General features: G+C 74.2%; 10 protein-coding genes. 6 read left to right on the top strand and 4 right to left on the bottom strand.

Features of this window, described 5'->3' with window-relative positions; genetic code table 11:
* The first annotated feature begins 184 nt into the window (after positions 1-184).
* Positions 185-1,147 carry a DNA-3-methyladenine glycosylase family protein gene (locus tag ACGF3I_RS34850; RefSeq protein ID WP_393139279.1) on the top strand — a complete coding sequence of 321 codons (963 nt, stop codon included), beginning with the start codon at positions 185-187 and terminating at the stop codon, positions 1,145-1,147.
* Between the two features lie 37 nt (positions 1,148-1,184).
* Here the strand turns inward: ACGF3I_RS34850 and ACGF3I_RS34845 are convergent, their stop codons facing one another.
* From ACGF3I_RS34845 to ACGF3I_RS34835, 3 genes are read right to left on the bottom strand one after another with little or no spacing between them, the layout of a single operon-like run.
* Positions 1,185-2,477, bottom strand: a complete 1,293-nt coding sequence (locus ACGF3I_RS34845) for a coenzyme F420-0:L-glutamate ligase (RefSeq protein ID WP_393139277.1) — start codon at positions 2,475-2,477, stop codon at positions 1,185-1,187.
* Positions 2,474-3,430: a 2-phospho-L-lactate transferase gene (gene cofD, locus ACGF3I_RS34840; protein ID WP_393139275.1), complete on the bottom strand. Its 957-nt coding sequence runs from the start codon at positions 3,428-3,430 to the stop codon at positions 2,474-2,476. Before cofD ends, ACGF3I_RS34845 begins: the two co-directional genes overlap by 4 nt.
* A 12-nt stretch (positions 3,431-3,442) precedes the next feature.
* Positions 3,443-3,946, bottom strand: coding sequence for a cysteine dioxygenase (locus ACGF3I_RS34835; protein ID WP_393139273.1), 504 nt, complete (start codon positions 3,944-3,946; stop codon positions 3,443-3,445).
* A gap of 747 nt (positions 3,947-4,693) precedes the next feature.
* Here ACGF3I_RS34835 and ACGF3I_RS34830 point away from each other — a divergent pair.
* The 3 genes from ACGF3I_RS34830 (at position 4,694) to ACGF3I_RS34820 (ending at position 10,656) form a co-directional block, all read left to right on the top strand.
* Complete coding sequence (locus ACGF3I_RS34830; RefSeq protein WP_053723761.1) at positions 4,694-4,957, top strand: WhiB family transcriptional regulator; 264 nt, start codon at positions 4,694-4,696, stop codon at positions 4,955-4,957.
* 243 nt (positions 4,958-5,200) lie between these two features.
* Complete coding sequence (locus tag ACGF3I_RS34825) at positions 5,201-9,088, top strand: glycosyltransferase (RefSeq protein WP_393139271.1); 3,888 nt, start codon at positions 5,201-5,203, stop codon at positions 9,086-9,088.
* Complete coding sequence (locus ACGF3I_RS34820) at positions 9,085-10,656, top strand: DUF5719 family protein (RefSeq protein ID WP_393139269.1); 1,572 nt, start codon at positions 9,085-9,087, stop codon at positions 10,654-10,656. Before ACGF3I_RS34825 ends, ACGF3I_RS34820 begins: the two co-directional genes overlap by 4 nt.
* A gap of 21 nt (positions 10,657-10,677) precedes the next feature.
* Here ACGF3I_RS34820 and ACGF3I_RS34815 read toward each other — a convergent pair whose 3' ends face one another.
* Complete coding sequence (locus tag ACGF3I_RS34815) at positions 10,678-11,172, bottom strand: metallopeptidase family protein (RefSeq protein ID WP_393139267.1); 495 nt, start codon at positions 11,170-11,172, stop codon at positions 10,678-10,680.
* 295 nt (positions 11,173-11,467) lie between these two features.
* On the opposite strand from ACGF3I_RS34815, the gene ACGF3I_RS34810 reads away from it, so the two are divergent.
* Both ACGF3I_RS34810 and ACGF3I_RS34805 read left to right on the top strand, forming a co-directional pair.
* A complete protein-coding gene (locus ACGF3I_RS34810) occupies positions 11,468-11,887 on the top strand; it encodes a DUF3499 domain-containing protein (protein ID WP_393139265.1) in 420 nt (139 codons plus the stop codon).
* Between the two features lie 177 nt (positions 11,888-12,064).
* Positions 12,065-13,426: a phosphomannomutase/phosphoglucomutase gene (locus ACGF3I_RS34805; protein WP_393139263.1), complete on the top strand. Its 1,362-nt coding sequence runs from the start codon at positions 12,065-12,067 to the stop codon at positions 13,424-13,426.
* The last annotated feature ends 343 nt before the right edge of the window (positions 13,427-13,769 follow it).

Here is a 13,769-nt window from a genome sequence, read left to right as displayed (position 1 = left end):
GCCCCCCCGCCCCCCCCCCCCCCCGCCCCCCCCCGCCCGCCCCCCCCCCGCCCCCCCCCCCCCCCCCCCCCCCCCCCCCCCCCCCCCCCCCCCCCCCCCCCCCGGGGCCGGGGCAACCCCCCCCCGAGCCCCCCGGAGGACGTAACCTCGGATACGAAAACCCCACCCCACCCCAGAGGACCCCGTGCCCGGCAGACCCACCCCCCGCACCACCGGACGCCCCCTCACCCCCCGCCCGGCAGGGCAGACCCGCGCCTGGACCCCCGCCGACGGCACCCCCCTGGACCTCGCCCTCACCCTGGGCCCCCTGCGCAGAGGCCCCGCGGACCCCACCTACCGCACCACCCCGGACGGCGCGGTGTGGCGTACGTGCAGGACCCCGTCCGGCCCCGCCACCCTGCGGGTGACCGCACGCTCCGGCACCGCGCACGCCGAGGCGTGGGGCGCGGGCGCGCCGTGGATGCTGGATCAACTCCCGGCGCTCCTGGGCGAGTTGGACGACCCGTCCGCCTTCGTCCCCCGTCACCGCTTCCTCGCCGAGACCCACCGCGCCCGCCCCGGCCTGCGCCTGACCCGTACCGGCCTGGTCCTGGAGTCCCTGATCCCCTCCGTCCTGGAGCAGAAGGTCACCACGACCGAGGCCTACCGGGCGTGGCGGCTCCTGGTGCGCAGGTTCGGCGAGCCCGCCCCGGGTGCGGACGACATGTACGTCGTGCCGGACGCGCGCACCTGGGCGACGATCCCGTCCTGGGAGTGGCACCGGGCCGGTGTGGACTCCAAGCGCTCGGACACCGTCATGCGCGCCGTGCGGGTGGCCCGGCGCATGGAGGAGGCCGCGACGATGGACCAGTACGCGGCGGCCGAGCGGCTCCAGCTGATCCCCGGCATCGGCCCCTGGACGGCCGCCGAAACCCTGCAACGGGCCATCGGGGCAACCGACTTGGTGGCCGTGGGCGACTTCCACCTGCCCGGCATCATCGGCCACGCGCTCGCCGGCAACCGGCACGCCGACGACGCCGAGATGCTGACCCTGCTCGAACCGTACGCGGGCCAGCGCCAGCGGGCGGCCCGGCTGATCCTGCTCAGCGGACGTGTCCCGGCCCGCCGCGCCCCGCGCCTCCAGCCCAACAACATCGCTGTCCTGTAGGGGAGTTCGGGCCGGTGCCGGACCGGCGCGGGCCCGGTCAGCGCACCTCGATGAACGCGGAGGGCTCCCGCCGCGGACGCTCCTTCGGCGGCTCGGCGGCATGGCCCACCGCCACCGCGCCCATCGGGTCCCACCCGGCGGGCAGGCCGAGGGCGTCGCGGACGGTGTCGCGGCAGAACATCGTCGAGGACACCCACGCCGAGCCGAGCCGCTCGCCCGCGAGGGCCACCAGGAAGTTCTGCACACCGGCGCCCATGGCGACCACGAACATCTCGCGCTCGGCGCCGTCGCGCCGGGCGTCGCCGTAGTGGTGCGCGCCGTCCGTCACCAGGCAGGGGACCACCAAGTACGGCGCACGGCGCAGGACTTCGCCGCGCGCGACCCGCTTGGCGATGGACTCCTCCGACTTGCCGTCGCGCCGCAGATCCGCGATCCAGGCGTCCCGCATCGCGTCGAGCAGCCGGGTGCGCGAGGCGGCGGATTCGAGCAGCACGAACCGCCAGGGCGTGGTGTGGTGCGGGGCCGGCGCGGTCACCGCCGCCGCCACCGCGCGCCGCACCGCACCGGGGTCGACGGGCTCGTCCGTGAAGGCCCGCACGGTACGCCGCTGGGTGACCGCCTCCCGTACCGCCTCGGAGGTGCCCAGGCGGAACATGTCGTCGGCGGCGGCGCGGACCGTCTCGCGGGCCGACCCCTCGCCAAGGAGATGGCCCAGACCCCGGACCACGGCCACGGGCAGCCCGCCGGCCTTGCCCTTCACCAGGTCGCCCGCGGCGGCCAGCTCGTCGGCGAGCGAGATCACCGTGGCGCTCAGCGGATTGCCGTGCCCGTCCGTCCCGCCGCGCAGATCGTCCAGGACGCGTACGCCACTGGCGCCGATGGCGACATCGGTCAGGCCGTTGCGCCAGGGCCGGCCGAAGGTGTCGGTGACGATCACGCCGACCTCGACGCCGAGCGCGTCGCGCAGCCCGGCGCGGATCTTGGCGGCCGAGGCGTCCGGGTCCTCGGGCAGCAGCAGGACCGTACCGGCGGGGGTGTTGGAGGCGTCGACCCCGGCGGCGGCCATGACCAGGCCCTGCCGGTTCTCGACGATGCGCAGGGTGCCGCGCCGGGCCACCACCCGGACCGTCTCGGCGTCGATCGCCGCCTCGCGGTCGGCGGCCTCGGTGATCCGGCCCTCCGCCTTGGAGACGATCTTCGAGGTGACCAGCAGGATGTCACCGTCGGCGAGCCCGGGACCGCTCGCGGCGATCAGCTTCGCGAGGTCGTCACCGGGGCGCACCTCGGGCAGGCCGGGCAGCGCCCACACCCGGAAGGAGGGGGCACTCACGCGCGGACCTCCTCCGCGAGCGCGAGCGCCTCGCGGGCCATGGCGGCCGTCGCGTCCAGGTCCGTCATCATCAGCGGGACCGCACGGCAGCGGATGCCCGCCTCCTCGACGCGCCCGACCACCGAGGCGTCCACGGTGTCGACGAGCCAGCCGTCCAGCAGCCCCGAGCCGTAGTGCTCGGCGACCGCCGCCGCCGTGGACTCCACGCCGACCGCCGCGAGCACCTTGTCGGCCATGCCGCGCACCGGGGCGTCGCCGACGATGGGCGAGAGGCCGACCACCGGCACGCCTGCCTCGGCGATGGCCTCGCGGATGCCGGGCACGGCCAGGATGGTGCCGACCGAGACGACCGGGTTGGACGGCGGGAAGAGGATGACGTCGGCCGCCGCGACGGCTTCGAGGACGCCCGGCGCGGGCTTGGCCTGCTCGGCGCCGACCGGCACCACCGCCAGCGCGTCCACCGAGGCCCGCAGCTTCACCCAGTACTCCTGGAAGTGCACGGCCCGGCGCTCGCCGCCGGCGTCGATGGCGACATGCGTCTCCACGCGGTCGTCCGACATGGGGATGAGGCGCACGCCGGGCTGCCAGCGGGCGCAGAGCGCCTCGGTGACGGCGCTGAGCGGGTAGCCCGCGCCGAGCATCTGCGTCCGGACGATGTGGGTCGCGAAGTCGCGGTCGCCGAGACCGAACCACTCGGGCCCCACCCCGTACGCGGCGAGCTCCTCCTTCACGGTGAAGGACTCGTCCGTGCGGCCCCAGCCCTGCTCCTCGTTGATGCCACCGCCCAGGGTGTACATCACGGTGTCGAGGTCGGGGCAGACCTTCAGGCCGAACAGATGGATGTCGTCACCGGTGTTGCCGATGACGGTGATGTCCGCGTCGGGGGCGGCGGACTTGAGACCACGGAGGAAGCGGGCACCACCGATGCCGCCTGCCAGAACCACAATGCGCATGCCCAGAGTCTGTCAGGCGGGTACGGCGTCCTGGGCGGCCGGGGAGGCCTGGGCCGGGTGCATCGGCATGTCGGTGAGGCCGGGGTAGTAGACGTGCAGGCTCACGGCCGGCTCCAGGGAGTCGTTGACGACGTCGTGGACGTATCCCGGCGCGAACACCCGCTGGGCCCCGGCGCTCAGGCTCCGTACGCCGCGGTCGGTGCGCTCGGTCAACTCGCCCTCCAGGACGGTCAGCACGCCCGAGGACGCGCCGTGGTCGTGGGCCCCGCTGCCCTGCCCGGGCACCCAGGACAGCAGCCACACCTCGTAACCGGGTCCGCTCCGCAGGCGGTGGTACCAGCGCGAGGCCGCGTCGTACTGGACGAGAGGGGCCCACTGGGAGCGGTCGGCCGCGACGGCGCGGGCGAGCCCGGCGAATTCGGCGACGGTGACGGGGTGCTCGCGGGCGGGCTGCAGGAGGTGCTGGACCTCCAGGATGTCGCCGGCGATCTGGAGGTCGCTGTGGCTGCTGTTCATGGCGCGGGGGTTCCTCGGCGGAAGTGCTGGGGTGTCGCAGATGAGGTGTCTCGCGGAGCCGGGGCGGCGGGGGCCGGAGCCGGACCGGAGAGGCGGCCGCCCGGACGCGCGGGGCGTCAGTACGGGAGGCGGGGGGAGGAGCTGGATCGCACGCGGGGAAAGCGGTGCGGCATCAACAGCTGGAACAGCAACAGCGCGCCTGGACAGCGCTGCGGAACCCACGGACGTGGGTCGCTCGGTGCGCCGGGATCGCTGACATGCCGACCAGGAGACCGGGCCGACGGGGTTGTTGTCAACCCAATACCCGATTTGGGTGCATTGTTTCACCTCATCCGGTTACTGGCTGCGGAGAAAGGTTTGTGCAGTGCCGAGGCGGGAGATGTGGCGCAACACGTGGGCAGCCAAACGTCGTTGCCTTCTCGTGATCCGAATGTGATGCGGGCCGCTTTCTGGGTACCGGCGCAACAAGATCAACGTTCGCCTCGTCCTCTTCTGTACTCACGGACGAGCGGGAGGCGGACGAGCCAGTGGCGCGAGTCGATGGCGTGAGCCAGTGGCATGTGTCACCTTTTTGGTGATTTGAACACTTTCCGCATAGCCTTGGTTCCGCAGAGTGAATACGGGGCCCAATAGCAGATCTCGGCTTGACTCGCCCGGATCCGCGCACTTGTAATTTCACTCGTGTCGTTCGACCGCTTTCGGTCACGGCAACATCACGGGGCAGTAAAAGACAGACGAGGGGCGCACATGACCGAGCTGTTTCAGGAACTGCTGGTCGACGAGGCCGAAGAGGAGCTCGGCTGGCAGGAACGGGCCCTCTGCGCCCAGACCGACCCCGAGTCCTTCTTCCCCGAAAAGGGCGGCTCCACCAGAGAGGCCAAGAAGGTCTGCCTCGCCTGCGAAGTCCGTTCCGAGTGCCTGGAGTACGCACTCGCCAACGACGAACGGTTCGGCATCTGGGGCGGCCTGTCCGAGCGTGAGCGCCGCCGGCTGAAGAAGGCCGCGGTCTGACTCCGCGCCCCCCGGCGCCCGCCCCGTCGCCCGTCCTCAGGGGCCAAACCGCCCAACTCCGTACACAACCAACGGTCCGTCCCCTGCGTCCCGTCCGCAGGCGGCGGACCGTCTGTGTGGCAGCCGTTAGTGTGGGGCGCTGTCCACGGCACTCCGGTTCACGTCAGAGCCCGTCTCGCAACACCGGCCGCGCCGACCGCAGTCAGCACAGCAGCCTTCCGGGGCGGAGGGGCCCGTACCTCGATGTCCGTGCACAGCCAGTCGACGGCCCCGTACGAGGCGGCCACGACTCCCGAGTTCCCCCGACACGTCGTCACCGCCGTGGTCGTCTCGCACGACGGCGCGCGCTGGCTCCCCGACGTCCTGTCCGGACTCCTCGGCCAGGAACGCCCCGTACAGAACGCCTACGCCGCCGACACCGGCAGCGCCGACGACTCCGCCCGCCTGGTCACCGAGGCCCTCGGCGCCGAACGCGTCCTGCACCTGGCCCGCCGCACCGGATTCGGCGCCGCCGTCGAGGAGGCCGCGCGCACCGCGCCCGTCCTCGGCCCCGAGGAACTGCCCTACCTCAAGCGCCCCAGCGGCTGGGACCCCGTCTCGCGCACCTGGCGCGACGACAGCTACGACCTGCCCGAACTCCCGCACGGCGAGCCCGTGCAGTGGCTCTGGCTGCTGCACGACGACAGCGCGCCCGAGCCCGGCGCGCTCGCCGAACTGCTGCGCGTCGCCGACTCCGACGGCCACGCGGCCATCGTCGGCCCCAAGCTCCGCGGCTGGTACGACCGCAAACAGCTCCTCGAAGTGGGCGTCTCCATCGCGCACAGCGGCCGCCGCTGGACGGGCCTGGACCGGCGCGAGCAGGACCAGGGCCAGCACGACCAGGTCCGCCCCGTCCTGTCGGTGTCCTCGGCCGGCATGCTGATCCGCCGCGACGTGTGGGACGAACTCGGCGGCTTCGACCGCAGACTCCCCCTGATGCGCGACGACGTCGACCTGTGCTGGCGCGCGCACGCCGCCGGCCACACCGTCCTGGTCGCCCCCGACGCCGCCGTCCGCCACGCCGAGGCCGCCGCCCGCGAACGGCGCACCGTGGACTGCGCGGGCCGCTCGGTCGTCAACCCGCACCGGGTCGACAAGGCCGGCGCCGTCTACACCATGCTCGTCAACTCCCGTCCCGCCCTTCTCCCTTACGTGCTGCTGCGGATCGTGGTCGGCACGCTCCTGCGCACCGTCGCCTACCTCGTGGGCAAGGTGCCGGGCCAGGCCGTCGACGAGGTCATGGGCCTGTCGGCCACCCTGCTGCGGCCCGGCCGGATCCTCGCCGGACGCAAGAGGCGCGGCAAGAGCGGTGTCGAGGCGGGCGAACTGCGGGCGCTGTTCCCGCCGCCCGGCGCCACCATCCGGGCCACCGTCGAATCGGTGGCCGGCAGCCTCGGCGCCGGCACCGAGGACACCGGCGGCTCCCGCCACGGCGCGGTCGAGTCGGGGCCCGGCGGCGACGACGCCGACTTCCTGGAGATCGAGCAGTTCGCCCGCCTGAAGAAGATCGTGCGCAGACCCGCGCCGGTCCTGTTCGCACTCCTGCTCGTCGTCTCGCTCGTGGCCTGCCGCAACCTGTTCGGCGGCGGCAGCCTCATGGGCGGCGCCCTGCTCCCCGCGCCGGACCACGTCGGCGGCCTCTGGGGCCGCTACGCCGACGCCTGGCACCCCATCGGGGCCGGCGGCACCCAGACCGCGCCGCCCTATCTCGCGATCGTCGCCGTGCTCTGCGCCCTGTGCTTCGGCTCGACCGGCTTCGCGCTGACCCTGCTCCTGGTCTGCTCGATCCCGCTGGCCGGACTCGCCGCCTACTTCGCCTCCCGGCCGCTGACCGCCTCGCGCCAGCTGCGCGCCTGGGCGGCCATCGCCTACGCCTTCCTGCCCGCCGCCACCGGCGCCCTCGCCGCCGGCCGGCTCGGCACCGCCGTGCTCGCGATCCTGCTGCCGCTGATCGCCCGGGCCGGCGTGAGCGCCGCCGGGCTGCGCGACGGCGCCGTCCGCGGCACCTGGCGCGCCACCTGGACGTACGCGCTGCTCCTCACGGTCGCGACGGCGTTCACACCCGTCGTGTGGCCGGTCGCGGTGCTCCTCGGACTCGGCGTCCTCGCGCTGCGCCGCGCCGACCTCACGGCGTACGGACTGCGCTTCCTGGCCGCCGTCGGCACCCCCGTCCTGATGCTCGCGCCCTGGTCGCTGACCCTGCTCACCGGCCCGTCCGGCTTCCTGCGGGAGGCGGGCCTCGAGTACGGCGACGGATCGGCCGGCGCGCTCGACCTGCTGGGAGCGAGCCCCGGCGGGCCCAAGGCGGTCGGCGGCCTGCTGCTCATCGGCTTCGTCGCGGCCGCGCTCGCGGCGCTGCTGCGCGAGCAGCGCGCCTTCGCGATCCGCGCCGCCTGGGTGGCGGCGCTCACCGGCTTCCTCTTCGCGGTGCTGTCCAACCGCAGCGCCTGGGCGGGCCCGGCGACCCTCGTGTACGGGCTCGCGCTGCTCGCCGCCGCGGTGCTCGGCGCCGAGGGCGGCCGGACCCGGGTGGCCGGGCACGGCTTCGGCTGGCGCCAGCCGGTCGCCGCGCTCATCGCGCTCGCGGCGGCGCTCGGCCCGGTCTACTCCGCGGCGAACTGGATGATCGGCGGGGCCGACGGCCCGCTCAAGCGCCGCGACCCGGTGCAGGTGCCGGCGTTCGTCGCCGAGGAGAGCGGCACCCGCGACCAGGCCCGCACCCTGGTGCTCGGCGGCACCTCGCCCGCCCAGGTCTCCTACACCCTGGTCCGCGGCTCGGGCGGACAGCTCGGCGACGCCGAACTCGCCGCGTCCGGCGGTGACGACGCCGGGCTCGGCAAGGCCGTCTCCAGCCTCGTCGCGGGTTCCGGCGCCGACCAGTCGAGCCAGCTCAGCGGATACGCCGTGCGCTACGTACTGGTCCGCGACGGCGCCCCGCGCGCATTCGGCCGCACCCTGGACGCCACCCCCGGGCTCAGCCGCCTCAGCCAGCTCGACGGCAGCGCGCTGTGGCGGGTCGACCGCCAGGTCGCCCGCGCCGTGATCGTCCCGGCCAAGGGCGGCGAGAGCCTGCCGGTGGCGGCCGACCCCGTCGACATCCACACCAAGATCCCGGACGGCGAGGCCGGACGCGTCCTGCGCATCGCCGACAAGGCCGCTCCCGGCTGGAGCGCCACCCTCGACGGCAAGGCGCTGAAGAAGACCACCGTCGACGGCTGGGCCCAGGGCTTCGAACTGCCCGCCGGCGCCGGCCGCCTCGACGTCACCTACGACGCGCCGCTCACCCACACCCTGTGGATCTGGACCCAGGCCGCGCTCGCCCTCGTCCTGCTCGTCCTGGCCCTGCCGGGCCGGCGCCGCACGGTCGACGACGACCTGCCCGAGGCGGAGGAGCCCCTGGCCGCCGTGCCCGCGCAGCCGGTCGACGGCGAGGGCCGCCGCGCCCGCAGGCTCCGCGCCCAGGCCGAGGCCGAGGCCGAGCCCGAATCCGGGGCGCCGGGCGACGAACACCCCGCGGCGCGCGCCGAGGTGCCCGCTCAGCCCGCGTACGGCGAGTGGGACGCGGCGCAGTACGCCACCGCCGCCGGGAGCGCCCAGCACGACGAGCAGACCCAGCAGCAGTACGACCCGTACCAGCAGCAGTACCCCGGCTACCAGCCGTACCCCGCCGACCGGCCGTACGGCGAGGATCCCCAGTACGGCGAGGCCCAGCAGTACCCCGAGCCCCAGCAGTACCCCGAGCCGTACGCCGAGGGCGGCGCCCACCCGCAGGGCGAGCCCGCCTACCCGGACGGCCAGTACGCCCGGACTCCGTACCCCGAGCAGCCCTACCCCGAGGCCGCCTACCCCCAAGTCCCGGGCGCGGACGGCCAGTTCGAGGGCGCCCCGTACGGTGACGGGCCGTACGGCGACGGGCAGTACGGCGACGGCCGGCAGCAGGGTTACGACCCCTACCAGCAGCCGCAGACGCCGCAAGCCCCGCAGTCGCCGCCCGAGGGCTCCTACGACCCGTACGGCTACGGATACCCGCCCGAGCAGCCCGAGCAGCCCGAGCGGCAGCAGCCGCACCGCCCCGACGGGAGCCAGCAGTGAAGCGCACCACCCTCTCCCTCGCCGCGACGGCGGTCGCCCTCGCCGCGCTGACCGGATTCGCCTCGCTCACCGCGCCCGGCGGCTCGGCCCCGACGGCCGCCCAGGCCCCGGCCCGGCTGCCCGTCGAACGCTCCAGCCTGCTGTGCCCGGCGCCCAGCAACTCCGACCTGGCCCAGACCACGTACACCGCGTTCACCCCCAAGGGCACGGCGCAGGGCGGCTCGACGGGCAAGCCGGGCACGGCGGTGCTGACCCCGGCGGTGCCGCCGCCGGCCGACTCCGCAGCGCCCTCCACCGACAAGGCCAAGGACGGCAAGGACGGCAAGGACGGCAAGGGCCAGAAGCCGCCGGCCAAGGCCGCCTCCGACAAGCCCGTCATCACCCTGAAGGAGCCCGGCAAGCCTGCCGTCGCCACCGCGTCCGGCGCCGACGCACCCGCCCTGACCGGCTCGGCGGACGGACCGCTCGCCCCGGGCTGGACAGCCCAGCAGACCACCCAGATCACCGGGGGCATGGGCCGCGCCCTGCTCGGCACGGCCTGCACGGCGCCGGACGCCGACTTCTGGTTCCCCGGCGCCTCCACGGCCAAGGACCGTCAGGACTACGTCCACCTGACCAACCCCGACGACACCGCGGCCGTCGCCGACATCGAGCTCTTCGGCAAGGACGGCCCCCTCAAGGCCGACACCGGCGAGGGCATCACGATCCCCGCCAGGTCGAGCGTTCCCGTTCTCCTTTCCACGCTGACCGGCACGGTGGCCGACGATCTGACGGTGCATGTCACCACCCGGGCGGGCCGGGTGGGCGCGGTGGTGCAGGCCACCGACGCCAAGGCGGGGGCGGACTGGCTGCCCGCGGCGGCCGACACCGGCGGCACTCAGGTGCTTCCGGGCATCCCGGGCGACGCCACCGACGTACGCCTGGTCGTCTACGCCAAGGGCGCCGACGACGCGGACCTCAAGGTGAAGCTCGCGAGCAAGGGGGGCGGCTTCACCCCGGCGGGGCTGGACTCCGTCCATGTGAAATCGGGGATGACGGCGTCCTTTGATTTGAAGAACGTCACGCGGGGCGAGCCGGGTTCCCTGATCCTCACCCCGGATGCGGACGGCGCCGCTCCGGTCGTCGCCGCGCTGCGCGTGACCCGCGGCACCGGCGACAAGCAGGAGATCGGCTTCATCCCGGCGACCGCCGCGGTCGGCACCCGCGCGACGGTCGCCGACAATCGCGACAAGGCCGCCACGCTCTCGCTGACGGCGCCGGGCACCAAGGACGCCACGGTGAAGGTCACCTCGTCCGCGGGCGCCGAGGCCGGCCAGCCGCAGTCCAAGACGTACACGGTTAAGGCCGGCACCACGCTCGCCGTCGACCCGCCGGCCCCCTCGGGCCTCAAGGGCTCGTACGCGCTGACCGTCGAGCCCGACCCGAACGGCGGCCCCGTCTACGCCGCGCGCACACTGGCCCTCACCCAGGACGGCGTGCCCCTGTTCACGGTGCAGACCCTGACCGACGACAGGGGCACGGTCGCCGTGCCGGCCGCCTCCCAGGACCTGACGGTCCTAGGGAAGTAGCGGCCGCACACGCGGGCCGGCTCAGTCCTGGCCGTACCGCGGGTCGACCGACTCCGGTGCCAGGCCCAGGAGTTCGGCGACCTGCTCGACCACGACCTCGTGGACGAGCAGGGCCCGCTCGTCCCGGTTCTTGGTGCGGATCTCGACCGGCCTGCGGTAGACGAGGATCCGCGCCGGACGGTCCTTGCCGGCCGCCAGCGCCCGGCCGAGCGGCACCGCCTCGTCGCTCCAGGACGGGTCGCCGTCGTCGCCGGCGGGGGACTCCTTGAACGGCACGTCGGTGACCAGGAACTCCACCTCCGCGAGCTGCGGCCAGCGCCGCTCCAGGCGCTCCACCGAGTCCAGGACGAGATCGCGGAAGGTCTCGGACCTGCTGACCGAGAGCGGCACCTGCGGCGGCGCCACGGGTCCGCGCATGCCGCGGCCGTGCCGGTCGCGGCGCCGGGGACCCGTACGGGAACCGGCGCCCGCGGCCGGAGCGGGGTCAGTGCCTTCGGCAGAACTGGAGCTGTCCATCACTGACGCAGCGTAGCCCTCCGAGGACGGTGACGATCGCGGCGGCGGCGCGGGTGACCTGATGTCGCGGTCGCGCCGGGGCCCTGTCGCGAGATGGCCGTTTCGGCCACGCATGAGAGCGGTTACCGGACCGTCATGGAGTCAGGTTTTCGCCCGCTTCGACCGAATCGTTCCCAAGTGACGGTCCACGAAAGGCCGGTAACCACCCGCGCAGCCCTGTTCCCGTGCAGGTCAGCGCAGTTGCTCAGGGGGCCGGTGTGCGCGGGCTCACACCGCGACACGGGGGAGTGACCTGGTGGGGAGTCGTCGCGGCCCGGTCAAGAGTGCGGTACCGTCCAACGTCGTGAGCCCTGTACGTCGCTGTTCGCGCACCGCGTGCGGCCGCCCTGCCGTCGCGACACTGACGTACGTCTACGCGGACTCGACCGCAGTTCTCGGTCCGCTCGCCACCTACGCCGAACCCCACTGCTACGACCTGTGCGCCGAGCACAGCGAGCGCCTGACCGCGCCCCGCGGCTGGGAGGTCGTCCGGCTGACCGACGCCTCCGCCCCGGCCCGCCCCAGCGGCGACGACCTGGAAGCGCTTGCCAACGCCGTACGGGAGGCCGCCCGCCCCCAGGAGCGGGCCGCCGAGGCCGGCGGAGCGCGAGCGGCGGACCCGGTCGAGGTCGGCCGCCGAGGTCATCTGCGCGTCCTGCGCTCGCCCGAGCCCTGAGCCGGCCGGCCCCCGCCCCGCCCTCCTGCGTCAACCCCCGGGTACCGCGGCCGAGTTGACGCAGTCACCCGTCGGTCCAGCGAAGCTGTGGCCCGCGCCCAGGCCGTCCCGGGTAGTTTGGGGGCCCGGCCGGTGCCCCGGGAGGGCGTCGGCGACGACATCAGGGAAGGTTGGGCCGTGGCTGCTGATCTGTCGCAGATCGTGAAGGCGTACGACGTCCGCGGAGTGGTGCCGGATCAGTGGGACGAGTCCCTCGCCGAGCTGTTCGGCGCCGCGTTCGTCCGCGTGACGCAGGCGGACGCCATCGTCGTGGGCCATGACATGCGGCCCTCGTCGCCCGGCCTGTCGGCGGCCTTCGCGCGCGGCGCGGCCGCGCTCGGCGCCGACGTCACCCTCATCGGCCTGTGCTCCACGGACCAGCTGTACTACGCCTCCGGCGACCTGGACCTGCCCGGCGCGATGTTCACCGCCTCGCACAACCCGGCCCAGTACAACGGCATCAAGATGTGCCGCAAGGGCGCGGCCCCGGTCGGCCAGGACACCGGCCTCGCGGAGATCCGCGAACTGGTCGAGCAGTGGTCCGAGCAGGGCGCCCCCGCTCCGGCGGCGACCCCGGGCACCATCGGCGAGCGCGACACGTTGACGGACTACGCGGCGCACCTCAAGTCCCTGGTCGACCTCACCGCCATCCGCCCCCTGAAGGTCGTGGTCGACGCGGGCAACGGCATGGGCGGGCACACCGTGCCCACCGTGTTCGACGGCCTGCCCCTCGACCTCGTCCCGATGTACTTCGAGCTCGACGGAACCTTCCCCAACCACGAGGCCAACCCGCTCGACCCGGCCAACATCGTGGACCTCCAGGCCCGCGTGCGCGCCGAGGGCGCCGACCTCGGCCTCGCCTTCGACGGCGACGCCGACCGCTGCTTCGTCGTGGACGAGCGCGGCGAGCCGGTCTCACCGTCCGCGATCACCGCGCTCGTCGCGGCCCGCGAACTCGCCCGCCACCCCGGCGGCACCGTGATCCACAACCTGATCACCTCGTGGTCCGTGCCGGAAGTGGTTCGCGAGAACGGCGGTACGCCCGTGCGCACCCGCGTCGGCCACTCCTTCATCAAGCAGGAGATGGCGGCCACCGGGGCGATCTTCGGCGGCGAGCACTCCGCGCACTACTACTTCGCCGACTTCTGGAACGCGGACACCGGCATGCTGGCCGCCCTCCACGTCCTGGCGGCCCTGGGCGGCCAGGAGGGCACCCTGTCGGCGCTGGTCGCCCAGTACGACCGCTACGCCGGCTCCGGCGAGATCAACTCCACCGTCGACGACCAGGCCGCCCGCGCGGCGGCGGTCCGCGCGGCCTACGAGGGCCAGGACGGCGTCACCCTGGACGAACTCGACGGCCTGACCGTCACCGCCCAGGACTGGTGGTTCAACCTGCGCGCCTCCAACACCGAGCCCCTGCTGCGCCTGAACGTCGAGGCGCGCGACGAGGCGACGATGTCGAAGGTACGGGATGAGGTTCTGGGGGTTGTTCGGGGCTGAGGGGGGGCCGTTCTTGGGGCCCGGGGGGCGCTTGCCCACCCGCCCGCCCGTGCGGGGGGTTGGAGGGGCCCGGCTCCCTGGGGCTCCGCCCCAGACCCCGGGGGGTTCGCCCACCCACCCGCCCGTGCAACGGGTTGAACCGGCTGAGCCCTGGGGCTCCGCCCCAGACCCCGAAGGCGCTGCCCACCCGTCCGCCCGTGACGGGGGTTGGAGGGTGCCGGGCCCTGGGGCTGCGCCCCAGACCCCCTGAGGGGCTCCGCCCCTCGAACCCCGGCGGGGGCTCCGCCCCCTGCACCCCTTTTCGGGGGCTGCGCCCCCGGACCCCCCTTCGCGCCTGAACGGC

Origin of the sequence: Streptomyces sp. NPDC048111 (genome assembly GCF_043202815.1) — a bacterium.
Lineage (GTDB): Bacteria > Actinomycetota > Actinomycetes > Streptomycetales > Streptomycetaceae > Streptomyces.
Note: the sequence above shows the minus strand (reverse complement) of the source record. Positions and strands in the feature narration are given on the sequence as shown.